Source organism: Ciceribacter sp. L1K23, assembly GCF_018122705.1.
GTDB lineage: Bacteria > Pseudomonadota > Alphaproteobacteria > Rhizobiales > Rhizobiaceae > Allorhizobium.
The window spans coordinates 2,702,746-2,721,933 of record NZ_JAGRRC010000001.1 but is presented as its reverse complement, the minus strand read 5'-3'; the positions used below and the strand labels follow the sequence as shown (position 1 = coordinate 2,721,933).

Below are 19,188 nucleotides of genomic sequence, written 5' to 3'. Positions count from 1 at the left end.
GCTCTATCACCCTGAGCTTCTCAATCGACCGGCTGACGCCAACGCTGCAAGGCCTCTTGTCCCGCCGCGCTCAGGCCGTAGATGCCCCGGTCCAGCCGCTCGAACCAGCCATAGACGTTGGAAAGCAGGATCTTGCCCGCTTCGGGAACCTGCGCCCGGACGTCCCGGACCTTGAGCGGTCCCGCAGCCAGCGCGGAGGCGCAGCCAAGCGCCTGCTGTCGATAGGCTGTCATCAGAGGTTGGCGCGTGCTGCCGCCGACGGCGGGATCGCCTTTGCGGCGCTGGTGTTCGCGCATCAGCCGTGAGCGGCGTTTCGGACTGGTTCGTGGCATGGGCGTCACCGAGCCGACGATGACGTTGACCTCCCCGATATCGGTAACGCCCAGCATGCCGATCCCGAGCCGGCGGCAGAGATCGCGATAGCGCTTGTCGGTCTCGCGTCCCTTGCCCTTGGCCGAGACGCGCGCCGCGATCCAGACCTCGTCCGCCACCGACGCACGATCAACCGCCTGCAGGACCAGCTCGAGATTGAACTTGAGTTTGAGTTCGCAAACGACAACGACCGGCGGATCATCCTCGCTCAGCCCGACAATGTCGCAACCGCCGACTTCGCCTTTGACGGTATACCCCGCCTGTTCGAGGAAGCCTTTGACGGGCAGGTAGAGCGACGTTTCCATGGGCCGTGAGATTCGGTTTTAGATAGAACCGACACCTACAGTGCTTTGTCGGGGCGCGTCACCCGAAAAGCGCCCGTCAGGTTGCAGCCGCGTCCCGTCTCAGACCAGGAAGATGGAGATGATCGGAAACGCCGTCAGGATCGTGATACGAATGAGATCCGCTGAAACGAAAGGCACGATGGCCTTGTAGGTTTCCTTGATCGGCACGTCCCGCGCCATCGCCGAGATGATGAAGAGGTTGAGCCCCACAGGCGGCGTGATCATGCCGATCTCGGCCACCATCAGCACAAGGATGCCGAACCAGATCGCGAAGTGCTCCGGGCTCATCCCGAAGTCCATGGCCGTCACGATCGGGAAGAAGATCGGGATCGTCAGCACGATCATGGAGAGCGAATCCATGATGCATCCGAAGACGATGTAGAGCGCAAGAATGATGACAAGCACGGTCATCGGATCGAAGCCCTGCGCCGTCACCCATTCCGCGCCCACCTGCGGCAGCCGGGAAAAGGCGAGGAAGGAATTGAACACGGAGGCGCCGAGAATGATGAAGAAGATCATGCCCGTCGAGATGGCCGTTTCCTTGAAGCAGGCAAGCAGCGATTTGGGATCGAGCCCGCCGTTGATCCAGGCGATGAAGCCGGTGCCGATCGCACCGATGGCCGCAGCCTGCGTCGGCGTGAACCAGCCGAGGTAAATGCCGCCGACCACGGCCAGGAAGATCGCCGCGACCGGCCACACGGCGAGCAACGCCGGTATGCGGTCCCGCCACGGCAGTCGCGGCGAATGGCCGGCGCTTTCCGGATACAGGCGGACATAGATCGCGATCACGATCAGATAGGAGATCGCCGCGATGATCCCGGGCACGAAGGCGGCGAGAAACAGCTTCGCGATGTTTTGCTCGGCAAGGATCGCGTAGATCACCAGCACCACCGACGGCGGGATCAGGATGCCGAGCGTGCCGCCGGCCGCCAGCGACGCGGTCGCCAGTCCGCCGGCATAGCCCTTGCGCTTCAGTTCCGGCAGGGCGACCTGCGCCATGGTCGCGGCGGTCGCGAGCGAGGAGCCGCAGATCGAGCCGAAACCGGCGCTGGCACCCACCGCCGCCATCGCGACACCGCCCTTGCGATGGCCGAGAACCGCCGCCGCCGCATTGAACAGCGCCTGGCTCATGCCGCCGCGCGCCGCAAACTGGCCCATCAGCAGGAAAAGCGGAATGATCGAGAGCGAATAGTTCGCATTGGTGTTCCAGGCGAGCGCCTTCATCTGCGCGAGGATCGGCGTCCAGCGATCGAGGACCAGGAAGGTGCCGACCATGCCCGTTCCGAGCATTGCGGCCCCGATCGGCACGCGCAGGAAAATAAGCAGAATGAGGACCGGAAACGACCAGAGCCCGATTTCGATATTGCTCATCAATGGGCTCCGACAGACATTTCAATATCCCGCCCCGACCGTATCTCGCGGATGTCGGACAGGATGACGAACAGACCGACGAGGATGTTCGCGATCAGCAACACAAGGGCGATGGCATAGCCCCACCAGACGGGCAACTGGAGGATGGATGTGGTCTCGCCATTGGAAAACTTGTCCATCGTTCCCACCCAGTGTCGCCAGGTGACGATCACAATCAGACCGGTAACGATCACATTGCCGATGAGCTGCGTCCAGTTCATGGCCTTCGGGCCGAGGCTGGAGATCAGCAGGTCGACACCGACATGGCCGCGCCTCAGCTGACAATAGGGAAGGAAGGCAAACACCGCGAGGCCACACAGAGCCTCCACCAGCTCGATCTCTCCGGCCAGAGGACGGATGACGAGCCCTCCGACGATGGAGATGAGCGTGAGTGCGCAGGCTATAACGAGGCAGAACCCGCCGAACGCGACGAGCACGATCGCAAGCCTCCTGACGTAACGCTCCAGTCGCTCGAACGAAGGGGAGGTTTGGGTGTCCATTGCGGGCATCCTCGAAGGTATCCAGAAAACGCGGGCGCCCCGGGAGGGCGCCCGCTATCGGGCGATCTTACTTGCTGTACTGCTGGATGAGCGCGAGAGCGTCGTTGTAGAGCCCGGTTCCGTCCATGCCCTTGCCGTCCATCTCGGCGATCCAGGCCTTGGTCACGGCCTCGCCGGCCGCCTTCCAGCGGGCGGTTTCGGCTTCGTCAAGAGTGATGATCGTATTGCCGGCCTTTTCCGCGATGTCCTTGCCGCGGATATCGCCTTCGTCCATGGCCTTGCCGAACAGACGGGCGAGCTCCTGGCCGGAATTGTCGTCGATCACCTTCTTCAGGTCATCCGGCAGGGCGTCGTAGCTGTCCTTGTTCATCGCGAAGACGAACGTGCCGGTGTAGAGCCCGTTCGGTCCGGAGAACGCCGTATGGTTCGGTGCCAGTTCGGCAATCTTGATCGCCGGCGTCACTTCCCACGGAACCACCGACCCGTCGATGACGCTCTTCGACAGGCTTTCCGGTACCGCCGTAACCGGCATGCCGATCGCCGAAGCGCCCATGGCCTCCAGCATCTGGTTGACGACCTTGGAGGTGCCGCGCAGCTTCAGGCCTTTCATGTCTTCCAGCGACTTCACCGGCTTGGAGGCAATGGTGTGGATGAGGCCCGGACCGTGGGTGTGCACGGCCAGCACGTGATAGTCGGTCAGTTCGTCCTTCAGGTGCTTTTCGTAGTAATCCTGGAAGGCGACCGATGTAGCCTCGGCGGTCGTTACCATGAACGGCAATTCGAAGGCTTCCGATTTCGGGAAGCGGCCCGGCGTGTAGCCGAACAGCGTCCAGGTCAGGTCGACCACGCCGTCCTTGACCTGATCGACGAGGTCAGCCGGCTTTCCGCCAAGCTGCATCGCCGGATAGAGTTCCACCGCAATGCGCCCGCCCGATTCGGCCTGAACCTTTTGCGCCCAGGGCTCCAGCACCTTGGACGGAATGGTAGCCTGCGGCGGCAGCATCTGGTGCAGTTTGAGCGTGACGTCGGCGGCCCACGACGCCCCCGCCGACAGCGTGAAAGCAAGACCGGCAAGGCCGGCAAGAAGCGATTTCGTCAACATATTCTCCTCCAGAACGTCTGTTTATCTCCCGCAGTCGCGCCCTCATCGCCTGGCGACGCCGATTTTCAACGCCGCCAACGATGCGCGCTGCGAACTCCCGTATCGACAGCGACTGCACCATTACATGCTGGCATGGTTTCCCATATTCCACAAATAACGTTCGCACCCCAACGCATAATCATTTTGATATCGATACGGCGATAAAGATTGCAATGTGTAATCGCTTGTAAGCGTCCTTTGTTGCCGTCTCGCGGGCGCGGGTGAATTGTTGCGCTGAAAATTCGTCTCGCGAAGTGAATTTTAGAAAGTCCTTTTAAAACTCGTTTACATGTCGGTGGCACAAGCCTCGTTCCATGCAGCCATTCTAATGCGCGCTCGACAGACGGCTTACGGACCCTCATGACAGACGTGACTGATACCATCTTTGTTGCTCCGGCGAACCCGGTTGCAAAACCCGGCCTGCGCCGTGCGTTCGAACGGCTGCGCTATTCGATCGCCCGTCGACCGACAACGCTGCTGCTGGGAAGCGTCGGACTGCCGGCCGGCCTGGGGCTGCTTTTCGACGAAAGCGTCTTCGGCCTGATATCCGGGCAGATCCTTCCGACGGGCGGTGCCGATGCGGCAGGTGGCGGCATCGGCCTGGCGGCAGCAGCCGGTGTCCTTGCGGCCCGGCGCCTGCGCCGGGGCGATGATCGGTTCGAGAGCTCGCCGTGCGACGCCGACGTCGCCCGCGCAGTCGAAATTCTGGGACGTCAACCCAACGCCGCCGCCGGGCTTGTCCGGCTGGGGGACAAGCGGCTGCTGTTTTCCGACTGCGGAGATGCCTTTATCATGTATGCGCGACGCGGACGCTCCATGGTGGCGCTTTTCGATCCGGTAGGCGCGCGCGAAACCTGGACGGCACTCGTACTCAAGTTCATGCGCGACGCGCGATCCAGAGGTTGTCGACCGGTTTTCTATCAGGTTTCTCCGGAGTTTCTGTCCTGCGCGATCGAGGCCGGTCTGAAGCCCTACAAGCTTGGCGAGCAGGCCGTTGTCGATCTGACCACGTTTTCTCTTGCGGGTGGCGACTGGCTGAAGCTACGCCGTTCGATCAATCGGGCGGAGCGCGATGGTCTCACGTTCGATATGGTGGCGCCTGCCGATGTGCCCGAGATCCTGCCCGAGCTTGCGGCCGTCTCCGATGCCTGGCTTGCCGCTCACAATGCCGGGGAAAAGGGCTTTTCGCTCGGCACCTTCAAGGAGCACTATGTCGCCAGCGAACCGGTCGCCGTGATCCGCCTCGAGGGCCGGATAATCGCGTTTGCAAGCGTGCTCACCACCGCATCCGGCGGCGATGCCTTCATCGACCTGATGCGCCACATACCGAACACGCATCGCGGCGCCATGGATCTGCTGTTCGTGCGCATCATGGAATATCTGAAGCAGAACGATTTTCGCAGCCTTAACCTGGGCATGGCGCCGCTCGCCGGTCTCTCCGCGCACGATCGTGCTCCCCTGTGGAATCGGATCGGTCGGCAGGTCTTTGAGAACGGCGAACGCTTCTACAATTTTCGCGGCGTGCTGGAATTCAAGTCCAAGTTCGATCCGCGCTGGCAGCCCCGCTATCTGGCCGTGCCGGGCAGGGGCTTTCCTCTGGTGGCCATGCTTGACGTCACGCTGCTCATCGGCGGCGGCCTCAAGGGCGTGCTGCGTCGATGAGGACCAAAAGCGGCATCATCGCGCTGGCACTCGCCATTTTCATCGTGCAGCCGGCGCTGGCCGCGGATAACTTTGACACTCGAAGCCTTCCAGTCGACCGTATCGTCCGCCCCGACACCAATCCTCGGTCGGTGATCATCCTGCTATCGGACGCTGCCGGCTGGTCCGCAACGGAACAGAACGTAGCGCAGGCGTGGTCGGGCGAGGGAGCCATTGTTGTCGGCGTCGATCTGCCGACCTACTACCGCGCCCTTCGTGCGGAGACGCGTGCCTGCCTCTACCTCGTCTCCGACATCGAAAGGCTCGCTCGCCAGCTTCACCGCGCCGAAGGCATGGCCACCTTCACGCCGCCGGTCGTTGCCGGCCTCGGCGAAGGCGGCACGCTGGCGCTGGCGATCGCCGCCCAGACCCCGCCGTCGACCGTAGCCACGACACTCGCTGTCGATCCCGGCGCCGTGGTACCCATCGAAAAGCCGCTTTGTACGCCGGCACCAAAGACCCCGCGCCATGGCGGCATTCGCTACGGATTGACGAAGGGAACGCTGCCGGGTGCCGTGCGGGTAACCTTCACACGGGCGGCGACGCAGGACGGACGTGACCATCTGGTCGATATCCAGGCGACACACTCCGATATTGAGGTCGTCGACAGTCGGGATCAGGCGTCTGCGACACTGGAAGAGGCGGGTCTCAGAGTGCTGAGCGAGGCGTCGCACCACGGCACGCCTCTCGATCTGCCTTTGGTGGAGGTTCCCGCCGTTCCTCGCCACGATGCCTTTGCCATCATCTACTCGGGCGACGGTGGCTGGCGCGACATCGACCAGAAGCTGGGCTTCTTCCTGCAGGAGGATGGTGTCCCGGTCGTTGGCGTCGATGCGCTGCGCTATTTCTGGAGCGAAAAGCCGCCGCCGCAGGTTGCAGACGATCTCTCGCGCATCATTGCCACCTATCGTGGCCGCTACGGAGCAAGCCGCGTCGTTCTGATCGGCTACTCCTTCGGCGCTAACATCCTGCCGAAGGCCTACACGCTGCTTCCTGATGCGGACCGGCAAGCCGTTGATCTTCTGTCGCTGCTCGCACCATCGCATCAGGCGGATTTCGAGATTGCCGTTTCCGGATGGCTCGGCGCTGCGGGAGCGGGCAAACATGGAGATCCCGTCGACCACCTGGCAACCGTCGAACCCGCCAAGATCCAGTGCATCTACGGTCTGGCGGAAAAGGAAAGCGCCTGCCCGGCACTAGAGCCCCGGGTGACGGCGGGGGTCCAGCTCGTTTCCCGCCCCGGCGGGCACCATTTCGACGGAAACTACCGTAAGCTGGCGGACGAGATCATGGCGCGCATCAGACGCGACTAGTCGGTCTTCGTTCCGGTCCGCGCCTCGGCCCGCTGTGCCCGGATCACATCCGCGATCCAGGCACGGGACAGGCCGTGATAGAGCGGCTCGGGTGCGACCAGCCGCGAGGTGATGTAGCCGAGCATGGCCGCAGCCATGAGCGCGATCACTCCCTCGTGGCTGTCAGTCATTTCCAGAATGATCACGAAGGCCGTCATCGGTGCCTGCACGACACCGGCGAAATAGCCGGCCATGCCGAGGACGGCCGCCAGTCCGATGCTGACGCCGAGCAGTTCCCCGACCGTGCTGCCGAAGCCCGCACCGATCGAAAGCGAGGGCGCGAAAATGCCGCCCGGAATCCCCGATGCCATCGAGAGGAACGTGACGGCGAACTTTTCGATAAAGTAGGACAGCGACAGTGCTTCGCCGGACAGCGCGGCGTGCGCCTGTTCGTAGCCCGTGCCGAACGTCGAGCCGCTGGTGGCGACACCGATCACCGCAATGGCAAGACCGCAGCCGGCGGCGAGCAGTACGGAGCGCCTGAGCGGTTCAGGCTGCGTCCAGCGCTTGATCCTTCGCGTGACGCGCAGCGCCATGGCGGAGAAGAGGGCGCCCAGAAGTCCGCCGCCGATGCCGCAGACCACCACGACCAGCCATTCTCGCGGGACCGCCACATTGAGCGATGTCGCGCCGAAATAGGTGTAGCTGCCGACGAGCGCCATCGCCGACATGCCGGAGAGAATGACGGCGGTCAGCACCAGTCCGTTCGCCCGGGTCTGGTAGGAGCGGCTCATCTCCTCGATCGCGAAGACGATGCCGGCAAGCGGCGTATTGAAGGCTGCGGCGATCCCGGCGGCCGAACCGGCGAGGATGAGCCCGCGGGCCTGCGCAATGCCGCCGATGCGAGCTGTGAGCAGCATGATTGCGGCGCCAACCTGAACGGTCGGACCTTCGCGCCCGATCGATGCGCCCGAAAGGAGCCCCAGCAGGGTGAGCAGGATCTTGCCCACCGCCAGCCGGATGGACAGCAACCGCCACCGGTCTTCGGCCTCCTTGAAATGCCGCGCGGCGATTGCCTGCGGTATGCCGGAGCCCTGCGATCCCGGAAAGAGCCGGGCGGCAAGGAACGCGCAAAGCGCAAATCCCAAGGGCGTCATGACGAGGGGAAGCAGGAACGCCCAGGAGCCGCTGGTCCGGACCCCTTCGAACATATGCTGCGACCAGTCTGCGGCCTTGGCGAATCCGACGGACACGACACCGATCGCGAGCGCCCCCGCCCAGAACACGATACGGGGTTTCCACAAGCGCCACGATCCCCAGACTACGCGGGATCGCCTCAGCAGTTTTGGTTTTGGCCGACCCAAAAAGCCGCTCCTGCAGTTTCAATGCGCAGGCGATGCCGGTGTTTTACCGCCATTCACCTGTATGAGACGTCGTCTCGTCCCTTATGGGTGCCAGCGACCGCCATGACAAGGCGGAATAGCATGACCCGGTACGGCTTTTCCGCAAAACCGTGGTGCCGCGTGAGAAAACGCGGTTAACGGTCGCTCGTCTCCCAGCGCGGGTTGATCCACGGCTCCTGATTGCTGCGCGGCAGCGGCTGCCTGCCGAGAATATGATCCGCGGCCTTCTCGCCCGTCATGATGGAGGGGCCGTTCAGGTTGCCATAGGTCACATGCGGGAAGATGGACGAATCCGCGACGCGTAGCCCTTCGACACCGATGACCTTGGTCGTCGGATCGACAACGGCCATAGGGTCGTCGGCACGGCCCATCTTGCAGGTGCCGCAGGGGTGATAGGCGCCTTCCAGGTGTTCCCGCAGATAGGCGTCGATTTCCTCGTCCGACTGGACATTCGGCCCCGGTGCGATCTCCGCTTCGCGATAGGGATCGAAGGCCTTCTGATTGAAGATCTCGCGGGTCATGCGCACCGCATGGCGGAACTTCACCCAGTCCTCCGGATCGCTCATATAGTTGAAGCGCAGGACAGGCGCGTCCTTCATGTCCGGCGAGCGCAGCGTCACCGAGCCGCGTGACTTCGACATGTTGTAGCCGACATGCGCCTGGAAGCCGTGGCCGCCGACGGCAGACTTGCCGTCATAGGAGATTGCGATCGGCAGGAAGTGATACTGGATGTCGGGCCATTTGACGCCTGGAGCGGATCGGATGAAGGCCGCCGCCTCGAACTGGTTGGAAGTGCCGAGCCCCTTTTTGAAGAACAGCCATTGCGCGCCGACGATCCCCATCCAGAACCAGTTGTTCTTCGAATGCAGGGTGATCGGCAGCTTCGACTTGAACTGGTGGTAATATTCCAGGTGATCCTGCAAATTCTGGCCCACACCCGGACGGTCGGCGACGACAGGGATGCCCATGTTCTGCAAATGCGCCGCTGGTCCGATGCCCGACAGCATCAGGAGCTTCGGCGAGTTGAAGGCCGAGGCCGCCACGATCACCTCGCGGTTCGCCCTGATGATCTCAATCTTGCCGCCGATCTCGACCTCGACGCCGACGGCGCGGGTGCCTTCCATCACGACCTTGCGGGCATAACAGCGGATCAGCGAGACATTCGGTCGTTTCAGAGCGGGCCGGAGATAGGCATTCGCCGTCGACCAGCGCCGCCCCTGCCAGCTCGTCTGTTCCATCAGGCCGAAGCCTTCCTGTTGCCGACCGTTATAGTCTTCCGTCACCGGGAACCCGGCCTGCCGTCCCGCTTCGATGAAGGCGCGATAGAGCGGGTTCCTGATCTCGCCACGACGGACATGCAGCGGACCATCGGTGCCCCGCCAGCCCTCTTCGCCGCCATGCGAAGTCTCCTGCCGCTTGAAATAGGGCAGCACGTCCGCATAGGCCCAGCCGGTCGCACCCATCTCTTCCCAGCGGTTGAAGTCCTCCGCATGGCCGCGCACATAGACCATGCCGTTGATCGACGACGACCCGCCCATAACCTTGCCGCGCGGCGCGATCATCCGGCGATTGTTGAGATGCGGCTCGGGCTCCGTCATGTAGCCCCAGTTGTAGCGATCCATGTTCATCGGATAGGCAAGGGCTGCCGGCATCTGCACGAACGGCCCGATATCGGACCCGCCGAATTCCAGCACGATGACCGTGTTCTTGCCGTCCTCCGACAGGCGATAGGCCATGGCCGCACCCGCCGAGCCGGAACCGATGATGACGAAATCTGCTTGCTGGGTCATGGGAGAGTGATCCGGTGCTTAGTGGTAGAGGTGACAGGCGTATCGCTCTGCGCTATATTCAGGCACATCGATATCGCTCAGGGCTGCGGTGGCGGGATGAAGGAAGTCGTTGTGTCGCAGCGTGCCGACAAGGCGCTGCAGAGCATGCAACCCAAGCGTCGTGTTGCGATCATTGCAAAGGTCAAGGCCTATGCCCGTGGCGAAAGGGTCGACATCAAGAAGATGAAAGGCCTTGAACTTTGGCGCATCAGAGTTGGTGACGACCGCGTCATCATCGATGATCAGGGGCGGATTGTTCTGGTCGTGGCGGCCGGTCCGCGCGGCAGCATCTACAAGGAGTAAGCGATGGGACGGATCCAAAAGATCGAGATCGAAGGCAAGGCCTATGTCTTGCTGAGCGAGGAAGACTACGAGGACCTTGTCGACGGTCTTGAGGCGAGCGCTGTGCTGGCCGAAATCGCCGGCGGTCAGGAGGTCTGGCCTTTGTCCGTCGTCGAAGCACGCGCCAACGGTGAAAACCCGGTTCGGGTTTTCCGCACCTACCGAAAGATGTCCGTCTCCGACCTCGCTGCCGCCGCCGGCATTTCGCAGCCCTATCTCTCGGAGATCGAAAGCGGCAAGAAGACCGGCTCCGTCGACGTCCTGAAGCGCATTGCTGCTGCCTTGAAGGTCGATCTCGACAACATCGTCGTCTGAGCGGCGCGTAACTCCGTCATCCTCGGTCCTCGGGTTAAACCCGAGGATGCCCTGAGGGGCCGCAGTTCCGGAATGGATGCCCAGGTCAAGCCCGCGCATGACGAGCTCCAGACATCAATACGGCGCCTCGCACTTGCCCATGCCGACATAGACCGTCTTCAACTCGGAATAATGCTCCAGCGCTGCCGCCGAATTCTCGCGGCCGAAGCCTGACTGTTTCGAGCCGCCAAAGGGGATCTCGACCGGGCAGAGATTATACGTGTTGATCCAGAGCGTTCCGGCTTCGAGCTGATCGACCACGCGATGCGCGCGGGAGAAATCGGCAGTGAAAACACCGGCCGACAGGCCGAATTCCGTGGCGTTGGCCCGCGCGATAACCTCTGCCTCATCCTCGAAATCGAGCACGCACATCACCGGCCCAAAAATCTCCTCGCGCGCAATGGTCATGTCGTCGGTGACATCGGCGAACACGGTCGGCTGGATGTAGAAACCTTCACCGGTGACGCTGTTTGGAATACCGCCGCCGGTGATGAGCGTCGCGCCCTCGGCCTTGCCCTTGTCGATGTAGGACATGACCTTCTCGCGCTGGGCGAGCGACACCATCGGCCCCATCTGCGTCGCCTCGTCCTGCGGATCGCCGATAACGATCGCCTCGGTGCGGGCCTTGAGGCGCGAGAGGAACGTGTCCTTGATCGCCTTGTGCACGAAGACGCGCGTGCCGTTCGAGCAGACCTGGCCCGTGGAATAGAAATTCCCGAGCATGGCGCCCGAGATCGCGCTGTCGATATCGGCATCGTCGAAGACGACCAGCGGCGACTTGCCGCCGAGTTCCATGGTGACATGCTTGAGCTGCGAGGCCGCAGCCCCTGCCACCTTGCGGCCCGTCGGCACGGAACCGGTGAGCGACACCTTGGCGACATCGGGATGGCTGACCAGAAGGGGCCCGGTCTCGCGGTCCCCCTGCACGACATTGTAGACGCCTTTCGGCGCGCCGGCCTCGATCAGGATCTCGGCGATCTTCAGCGCACCGAGCGGCGTCACTTCCGACGGCTTGAACACCATGGCGTTGCCGGCGGCGAGCGCCGGTGCGCCCTTCCAGCAGGCGATCTGCTGCGGGTAGTTCCAGGCGCCGATGCCGACGACCACGCCAAGCGGCACGCGCTTGGTATAGGCCCAGTCGCCACCCAGCGGGATCTGGCTGCCGTTCATCGCGGTCGCGATGATGCCGCCGAAAAATTCGAAGCTGTCGGCACCCGAGGTCGGATCGGCGACGATGGTCTCCTGGATCGGCTTGCCGGTGTCGAGCGTCTCGAGCTCGGAAAGCTCGCGGTTGCGCTCGCGCATGATCTCGGCGGCCTTCTTCAAGACACGGCCGCGGGCCGCCGGGCTCCAGGAAGCCCATTCCTTCTGCGCGCGCTTGGCAGACGCAATTGCCTTCTCGACAATGGCAGGCGTCGCCGCATGCAGCCGGGCAATCACTTCGCCGGTGGCCGGATAGATGCTCTCGATGATGGTGCCGGCGGTATCCTCGACGTATTCGCCGTCAATGAAATGGGAGGCTTGCGGTTGGGCTTTCATCATTATTCTCCGCGCGGATAGCGTTTGGATTCCTCGAGATTGTCGAGGTTCATGTGGTTGCGCATGTAGCGCTCGGATGCCTTCTGGAGCGGCTGGTGGTCCCAGGGGAAATAGGCGCCGTTTCGGAGCGCCTCGTAGACCACCCAGCGCCGCGCCTGGCTTTCGCGCACGGCGGAATCGAACTCCACCATGTTCCAGCGCGCGTCACGCTTGGCGCGGAAGCCGGAGATGACATCAGCATAGGCGGGATCGCCGGCCAGGTTCGTGAGCTCCTTCGGGTCGGCGTCCAGATCGTAGAGCTGCTCCGGATCGAGCTCGCAGTGAATGTATTTCCACTTGCCCTCACGGATGCCGACAAGCGGCGCATAGGAGGCTTCCGCCGCATATTCCATCAGCACTGGCTCGGTGCGGGGGGTGCCGTCGATCATGCCCTTGAGGCTGATCCCGTCGGTCCACGGCTTGATCTCCTGGATGTCGATGCCCGCGAGATCGCAGAGCGTCGGCGTCACGTCGAGGTTGGAGGTCGGCGTCGTATGCAGCCCGGCCGTGACGCCCGGACCTGCTACCATCAGTGGCACACGGGCCGAACCCTCGAAGAAGTTCATCTTGAACCACAGACCGCGTTCGCCCAGCATGTCGCCATGGTCGGAGCAGAAGAAGATAAGCGTGTCGTCCAGCATCCGGGTCCGCGTCAGCGTGTCGACCAGTTCGCCCACCTTGTCGTCGAGGTAGGAGATGTTGGCGAAATAGGCCTGGCGCGAACGCTTTACGTTCTCGTCCGTGATGTTGAAGCCCGCATAGTCGCAGGACTTCAGGATGCGTTCCGAATGCGGGTCCTGCTTCTCCAGCATGCCGACCTCGGGCATGAGATGCGGGCAGTCGTTATAGAGGTCCCAGTATTTCCGCCGGGCGACATAGGGGTCGTGCGGATGGGTGAAGGAGACCGTGACGCACCATGGGCGGCGCTCTTTGTCGTCGTTCTCGCGGGACAGCTGGTAGAGCTTCTGGTTGGCGAGGAAGGCGACCTCGTCGTCGTATTCCATCTGGTTGGTGATCTCGGCAACACCGGCGCCCGTTACCGATCCCATGTTGTGATACCACCAGTCGATCCGCTCGCCCGGCTTGCGATAGTCAGGCGTCCAGCCGAAATCGGCCGGATAGATATCGGTCGTCAGCCGCTCCTCGAAGCCGTGCAGCTGGTCCGGTCCGACGAAATGCATCTTGCCGGAGAGCGCCGTGTAATAGCCGGCACGGCGCAGGTGATGCGCGAAGGTCGGGATCGAGGAAACGTATTCGGCGGCATTGTCGTAGACCCGCGTCCGGCTCGGTAGCTGACCCGCCATGAAGGAGGCGCGGGCAGGGGCGCAGAGCGGCGAGGAGGTGTAGTTGTTCCGGAACCGCGCCGAGCGGGCCGCCAGCGCCTTCATGTGCGGCGCGTGCAGGAACTCCGCCGGGCCATCGGGAAAAAAGGTCCCGTTCAACTGGTCGACCATGATGATCAGAATGTTCGGCTTGCCCACGGCGTCACTGTCCCCGGTTTGAAATATCGTAAAAGCAATCAGGTCCGCCTGCAGTCATCGGACGAAGCCCTTGAGCTGCGCTTCCAGATAGTCCTCCACTAGTGCCACCGATGCGGTGGAACTGATCGGGGCGGAGCGCAGACTTTGCCGGATATAGAGCCCGTCGATCATCGCGGCCGCGCCCTCTGCAATCCGCGCCGCGTCATCGGGCGGGCAAAGGCGACCAAGTGCCGACAGGAGGTTGGACCGCAACCGCCGCGCATAGACGACAAGCAGCCGCCGCGTCTCTTCCGACCGTTGCGCATCGACGTAGAAGGCGAGCCAGGCCGCCACCGTCTCCGGCGTGAACTGCTCCGCAGCGAAGCTGACCCTGAGCACGGCCGAGAGACGCGCGCGTGGCGTCTCTGCCCCTGCAAGCGCCTCAACGGCGTCGCGCCGCAATTGCCGCAGCAGCTCACGGATCGTCTCGTTCAGCAATTGCTCCTTGGAGCCGAAGTAGTGATGCGCAAGTGCCGCCGACACGCCGGCTTCCTTGGCGATCTCCGACATCGTGACGCCGAGAGAGCCGTGCTGGCCGATCGTGCGCAGCGCCGCATCCGTCAGCGCCTTACGGCGCAGGGGCTCCATTCCAACCTTGGGCATCTTCGTTCTCCTGGTCCGCAGTTTATTTTTGATTGACTGATCAATCAACAAAAAACTCCTTGGCCGCGAATGACATTCTTACTTTGCTATTGGATGCGTTAAGGTGCTGTTTTGATTACAATTTTACTGACCGTTATGTCACAAAACTTTCATCCGATTGTCATGTACCGGAAAGGTTTTCTTGACGATTACCAAGGACGATCACCCCATAAAAACAAAGGTATTTGGAGAAGGTCATGATTGCGCAGGCAGCGGTTGAAGCAGGCGTTCTGCGTCGGTTCGCTGACGATCAATTGCTGACACTCGCGAAACTCGTCGTCGAGAATGCCTTTCAGCCGATCGTCGAGGCAGGGACCGGCGCCGTATTCGGTTATGAATCCCTGATGCGCGGGCAGGACCGCATCGGCTTTGAAAACCCCGTCGATTTCCTGGATCGCGCCGAGCAGTGCGGCCAGTTGATGGCGTTGGAACAGATGATCGCCGCCCGCTCGCTGGCCAAGTTCCAGACCGTGCCCGATTATGCGGGCGCCACGCTTTTCCTCAATCTCGACGTCCGCCTCATCCCGCAGGGCCATGCGCTGATGGCGTCGGTTCTCGCCCATCTCCGCAAGGCTGGCATCCCGCCGTCCTCCGTCTGCTTCGAATTGTCGGAGCGCTTCGACAATACCAATCATCCCGAGTTCGCCGAGCTCGTCCAGTCCATGCGCCGCTCGGGCTTTAAGCTGGCGATCGACGATTTCGGCGTCGGCCACGGCGAGATGAAGCTGCTCTGCGACTATCCGGTCGACTACGTGAAGATCGACCGGCACTTCGTCTGCGATATCGACAAAAGCCCGCGCAAGCGCCACCTGGTCAAAAACATCGTCAACATCGCCCACGTTCTTGGCGTGCGCGTCATCGCGGAAGGTATCGAGACCGAGGCGGAATTTCTCGCCTGCCGTGAGTTCGGCGTGGATCTCGTGCAGGGCTGGTTCATTGCGCGGCCGACCACCTTCGTGTCCGAACTGCTGCCCGGCTTCCCTCATCTGCAGGATCTCGGCAAACTCAAGAGCACCACGCAGACGCTCGACGAAATCCTGATCCGCAAGCAGATCGAACACCTGCCGACCGTCTACGAGAACGACAGCATAGACTCCGTCTTCGATCTCTTCCGCCGCAATCCGCGCCAGACCTTCTTTCCCGTGCTCAACGCCAATGGCGAGCCGCGCGGCACGATCAACGAATACCACCTGAAGGAATACATCTATCAGCCGTTCGGCCGCGATCTTCTCAAGAACAAGATCTACGAGCGGACGATCTCGCACTTCGTCACCCGCGCGCCGATCGTCGGGCTCGATGCCGACGCCGAGCGCCTGACAACGATCTTTGCCAACATGGACGGTTCGGACTGCGTCATCCTTACCGACAACATGCGCTATGCCGGCGTCGTCTCAGCCGCCTCGCTGATCCGCGTCATCAATGACAAGCAGTTGCAGGTCGCCCAGGACCAGAACCCGCTGACGAGCCTTCCTGGTAACCGCGCTGTTCGGGATTTCATGCAGCAGGCAGGCCGCGACGGCGACGAGGTTCGCTATTTCTGCTATTGCGACTTCGATAACTTCAAGCCGTTCAACGATCACTACGGCTTCCATCTGGGCGACCATGCCATCTCGCTGTTCGCCGCGCTGATGCGCCGCTATTTCTTCTCCGACGGCGATTTTCTGGGCCATGTCGGCGGCGATGATTTCTTCATCGGCGTGCGCGACTGGACGCGGGATGAGATCACGGAAATCCTCGACCGTTTGATCTCCGATTTCCACGACGACGTGGTGGAGCTTTATTCCGAGGAGGATCGCCGCAATGGCGTCATCCGCGGCCATGATCGTAACGGTAATCTGCGCGAGTTCCCGCTGATGCGCTGCTCGATCGGCGTCCTCGAACTTCCGGGCGGCCTCGTCATCGAGGATATCAACCGCATCAGCGCCATGATCGCTGGCATCAAGACGAAGGCCAAGGAAAGCGACAGCGGCCTGTTTCTCGGTGCCTTCCAGGATCCGGATTGAGGCCTGATCGGTATCTCTGAATGGTCGCCGCGACGATCCACCTCCTTCCCATCGCCATGATCCTGGCCTAGGTAAGGCTCTCCGACCATAGCAGAGGAGCCGGCCATGTCCCTTCCATCGACCATGCGTTTCGTGGATCTGCCGTCATTTGGCGGACCGGAGGTGATGCGCCTTAGCGAGACCGCCGTTCCGACGCCGCGTCCGGGCGAAATCCTCATCCGCGTCGAGGCCGCCGGCGTCAATCGACCGGATGTCGCCCAGCGCCAGGGCACCTATCCGCCGCCGAAGGATGCAAGCCCGATCCTCGGGCTTGAGGTCGCCGGCGAGGTGGTCGGCTTTGGCGACGGCGTGGCTGAATTCGAAATTGGCGACCGCGTCTGTGCGCTCGCCAATGGCGGCGGTTACGCCGAATATTGCGCCGTCCCGGCTGGCCAGTCGCTGCTCTTCCCGAAGGGCTACAATGCCGAGAAGGCTGCGGCGCTGCCGGAGACGTTCTTCACCGTCTGGGCCAACCTTTTCCAGATGGCGGGTGTCACAGAAGGCGAGACCGTGCTGATCCACGGCGGCACCTCCGGCATCGGCACGACGGCCATCCAGCTTGCCAAGGCATTCGGGGCTGAGATTTACGCCACCGCCGGCTCGGATCAGAAATGCAAGGCCTGCGTCGATCTCGGCGCCAAGCGCGCGATCAACTACAAGAACGAAGACTTCGTCGAGATCATCAAGGCCGAAACCGGCAAGCGCGGTGTCGATGTCGTCCTCGACATGGTCGGCGCACCCTATTTCCAGCGCAACCTCTCGGTCCTTGCCAAGGACGGCTGCCTGTCGATGATCGCCTTCCTCGGCGGCGCCGTCGCCGAACAGGTCGACCTGACCCAGATCATGGTCAAGCGCCTGACAGTCACCGGCTCCACCATGCGGCCGCGCACGGCGGACGAGAAGCGCGGTATCCGCGACGAACTCGGCGCCGAGGTTTGGCCGCTGCTGGAGAAGGGGACCGTCGGGCCGGTCATCCACGCGGTCCTGCCCTTCGATCAGGTTGTCGAAGCGCATCGCCTGATGGAAAGCTCAAGCCACATCGGCAAGATCGTCCTGAAGCTCTGACCGCTCAGGCAAGCCCGATCAAAATCCCGCCGGCCGCCGCGACCAGCACGACGATCCACGGCGGTGTCTTCCATGCCATCAGCAGCACGAAGCAGGTGAGCGCCAGCGCGAAGGGGTAAGGTCCTGTGATCGCGCTGGTGAAGACAGGCGAATAGAGCGCCGCGCCGAGAATGCCGACGACGGCCGCATTGGCGCCGCGCATCAGCGCCTGCGCCGAGGCCTGCTTGCGGAAGGCATCCCAGAACGGCAGCGTGCCGAGCAGCAGCAGGAAGCCGGGCAGGAACACCGCCACCAACGCGATCGCCGCGCCGGCAATGCCATTCGGCTCTGGTCCCGACACCGCACCGAGATAGGCCGCGAAGGTGAAGAGCGGACCCGGCACCGCCTGCGCCGCCCCATAGCCGGCGAGGAAGGCGTCATGGCTCACCCAGCCGCTGCGCACCACTTCAGCCTCCAGCAGCGGCAGCACCACATGCCCGCCACCGAACACCAGCGCGCCCGAACGATAGAAGGCGTCGAACAGGGAGACGCCTTGAGACCCCGCAGTCGCCGCGAGAACCGGCAGGCCGATCAGCAGAATGAAGAACGCCGCTAGAAACAGCGTGCCCGTCGAGCGGCTGACGGGAAAGCCGATATGCCCGGTAAGTTCAGCACCCGGTCCGCGACAGAACAATAGGCCGGCGACGGCCCCGAGCGTGATCGCCGCGACCTGTCCAATGGCGCCGGCGGCGAGCATCACCACGAGCACCGCGCCAAGCGCGATCGTCGCCCGCTCCTTGTCGGGGCAGAGGTTCCTGGCCATGCCCCAGACCGCCTGCGCCACGATGGCGACCGCGACGATCTTCAATCCGATAAGAATGCCAGAACCGATCCGTCCCCCCATCATCGTCGACCCAAAAGCGAACGCGATCAGCAGCAGCGCTGAGGGTAGGGTGAAGGCCGTAAACGCGGCGAGAGCCCCGAGCGGGCCGCCGCGCAAAAGTCCGAGCGCGAACCCGACCTGGCTGGAGGCGGGACCGGGAAGAAACTGGCAGAGCGCCACGAGGTCGGCATAGGCCTTTTCATTGAGCCATTTCCGCCGGACGACCAGCTCGTCCCGGAAATAGCCGAGATGGGCGATGGGGCCGCCAAAGGACGTCAGGCCGAGTTTGAGGAATGTGACGAAGACTTCGCCCGCGCTGCCGGCGGGTTGCCGTCGGGACTCGGTGGACGGGGTGCTGTCGGTCATTGCGCCTTCTGTTTTTTGGAGTGGCGGCACACTAGACGGAATTGCGTGACAAGGGGAAGAAGGCGCGGTTTTTTCTCGGTACGATCGCAGACAAGACAGACGCCTTGAAATCATCGCGCGTCAGGCCTACCTTGCGTTTATGTTCAACGAAGCGAAAGGAGGTGATCCAATGTCTAATGGGATATCGGTTCTGTTTAAGGACTTTGGAAAGGTGACGGTGGCAGCGAGGCAGCCCTCCGCCTGACATCTCCCTCCTTCGCGTCCCGCCAGACGCGGGTCCGGACAGCAACCGGATTTCATGGAAGGGCCGCCGAGAGGCGGCCCTCAGACTGCTGACAAACCCCTGGCTACATCCGGGGGTTTATGATTCACTGGGACATGTTGAAGAAACCTGCTCCCGAACAGACGGCTCTCGAGATGGTGAC

The 19,188-nt window shown here is 62.6% G+C and carries 16 protein-coding genes; 6 read left to right on the top strand and 10 right to left on the bottom strand.

All coding sequences use genetic code 11. The features are described 5' to 3' along the window. Window positions 1-20: 20 nt before the first annotated feature. The 4 genes from J5J10_RS13095 to J5J10_RS13080 form a co-directional block, all read right to left on the bottom strand. The gene (locus J5J10_RS13095) at window positions 21-677 is read right to left on the bottom strand and encodes a DUF2161 domain-containing phosphodiesterase (protein WP_211930218.1); all 657 of its coding nucleotides are present in this window, start codon (window positions 675-677) and stop codon (window positions 21-23) included. Window positions 678-776: 99 nt separating this feature from the next. Next, window positions 777-2,087 (bottom strand): TRAP transporter large permease, encoded by a 1,311-nt coding sequence (locus J5J10_RS13090; protein ID WP_211930217.1) that lies wholly within the window; start codon window positions 2,085-2,087, stop codon window positions 777-779. Further along, window positions 2,087-2,626 carry a TRAP transporter small permease gene (locus J5J10_RS13085; protein ID WP_208548714.1) on the bottom strand — a complete coding sequence of 180 codons (540 nt, stop codon included), beginning with the start codon at window positions 2,624-2,626 and terminating at the stop codon, window positions 2,087-2,089. The genes J5J10_RS13090 and J5J10_RS13085 overlap by 1 nt, the downstream gene beginning before the upstream one ends. 67 nt (window positions 2,627-2,693) lie before the next feature. Next, complete coding sequence (locus J5J10_RS13080; protein WP_208548715.1) at window positions 2,694-3,728, bottom strand: TRAP transporter substrate-binding protein; 1,035 nt, start codon at window positions 3,726-3,728, stop codon at window positions 2,694-2,696. Between the two features lie 399 nt (window positions 3,729-4,127). Here J5J10_RS13080 and J5J10_RS13075 point away from each other — a divergent pair, with 399 nt between their 5' ends. Then, window positions 4,128-5,429, top strand: coding sequence for a phosphatidylglycerol lysyltransferase domain-containing protein (locus J5J10_RS13075; RefSeq protein WP_208548716.1), 1,302 nt, complete (start codon window positions 4,128-4,130; stop codon window positions 5,427-5,429). Further along, window positions 5,426-6,781, top strand: a complete 1,356-nt coding sequence (locus J5J10_RS13070; RefSeq protein ID WP_211930216.1) for a virulence factor family protein — start codon at window positions 5,426-5,428, stop codon at window positions 6,779-6,781. Before J5J10_RS13075 ends, J5J10_RS13070 begins: the two co-directional genes overlap by 4 nt. Here the strand turns inward: J5J10_RS13070 and J5J10_RS13065 are convergent. Together J5J10_RS13065 and betA are read right to left on the bottom strand one after the other, a co-directional pair. Next, the gene (locus J5J10_RS13065) at window positions 6,778-8,064 is read right to left on the bottom strand and encodes a chloride channel protein (protein ID WP_249116739.1); all 1,287 of its coding nucleotides are present in this window, start codon (window positions 8,062-8,064) and stop codon (window positions 6,778-6,780) included. The genes J5J10_RS13070 and J5J10_RS13065 overlap by 4 nt on opposite strands. 233 nt (window positions 8,065-8,297) lie before the next feature. Beyond that, complete coding sequence (betA, locus tag J5J10_RS13060) at window positions 8,298-9,953, bottom strand: choline dehydrogenase (RefSeq protein WP_211930215.1); 1,656 nt, start codon at window positions 9,951-9,953, stop codon at window positions 8,298-8,300. 96 nt (window positions 9,954-10,049) lie between these two features. Between betA and J5J10_RS13055 the strand changes: the two genes are divergently transcribed. Continuing rightward, a complete protein-coding gene (locus J5J10_RS13055; protein ID WP_211930214.1) occupies window positions 10,050-10,295 on the top strand; it encodes a cytotoxic translational repressor of toxin-antitoxin stability system in 246 nt (81 codons plus the stop codon). A gap of 3 nt (window positions 10,296-10,298) precedes the next feature. Then, window positions 10,299-10,649, top strand: a complete 351-nt coding sequence (locus J5J10_RS13050) for a helix-turn-helix transcriptional regulator (RefSeq protein WP_211930213.1) — start codon at window positions 10,299-10,301, stop codon at window positions 10,647-10,649. A 114-nt stretch (window positions 10,650-10,763) separates the two neighbouring features. On the opposite strand, the gene betB is transcribed toward J5J10_RS13050, so the two are convergent. From betB to betI, 3 genes are read right to left on the bottom strand one after another with little or no spacing between them, the layout of a single operon-like run. Continuing rightward, entirely contained in the window at window positions 10,764-12,227 is a 1,464-nt protein-coding gene (gene betB / locus J5J10_RS13045; RefSeq protein ID WP_211930212.1) for a betaine-aldehyde dehydrogenase, read from the bottom strand. Between the two features lie 2 nt (window positions 12,228-12,229). After that, on the bottom strand, window positions 12,230-13,747 hold the full coding sequence (betC, locus tag J5J10_RS13040; protein WP_211930211.1) for a choline-sulfatase: 1,518 nt from the start codon (window positions 13,745-13,747) through the stop codon (window positions 12,230-12,232). Window positions 13,748-13,801: 54 nt separating this feature from the next. Beyond that, the gene (gene betI / locus J5J10_RS13035; protein WP_211930210.1) at window positions 13,802-14,389 is read right to left on the bottom strand and encodes a transcriptional regulator BetI; all 588 of its coding nucleotides are present in this window, start codon (window positions 14,387-14,389) and stop codon (window positions 13,802-13,804) included. Between the two features lie 236 nt (window positions 14,390-14,625). Here betI and J5J10_RS13030 point away from each other — a divergent pair, with 236 nt between their 5' ends. Together J5J10_RS13030 and J5J10_RS13025 are read left to right on the top strand one after the other, a co-directional pair. Continuing rightward, complete coding sequence (locus tag J5J10_RS13030) at window positions 14,626-16,431, top strand: GGDEF domain-containing protein (RefSeq protein ID WP_211930209.1); 1,806 nt, start codon at window positions 14,626-14,628, stop codon at window positions 16,429-16,431. A 105-nt stretch (window positions 16,432-16,536) separates the two neighbouring features. Then, window positions 16,537-17,535: an NAD(P)H-quinone oxidoreductase gene (locus J5J10_RS13025; RefSeq protein ID WP_211930208.1), complete on the top strand. Its 999-nt coding sequence runs from the start codon at window positions 16,537-16,539 to the stop codon at window positions 17,533-17,535. Between the two features lie 4 nt (window positions 17,536-17,539). On the opposite strand, the gene chrA is transcribed toward J5J10_RS13025, so the two are convergent. Then, window positions 17,540-18,763 carry a chromate efflux transporter gene (chrA, locus tag J5J10_RS13020; RefSeq protein ID WP_211930207.1) on the bottom strand — a complete coding sequence of 408 codons (1,224 nt, stop codon included), beginning with the start codon at window positions 18,761-18,763 and terminating at the stop codon, window positions 17,540-17,542. Window positions 18,764-19,188 lie beyond the last annotated feature (425 nt).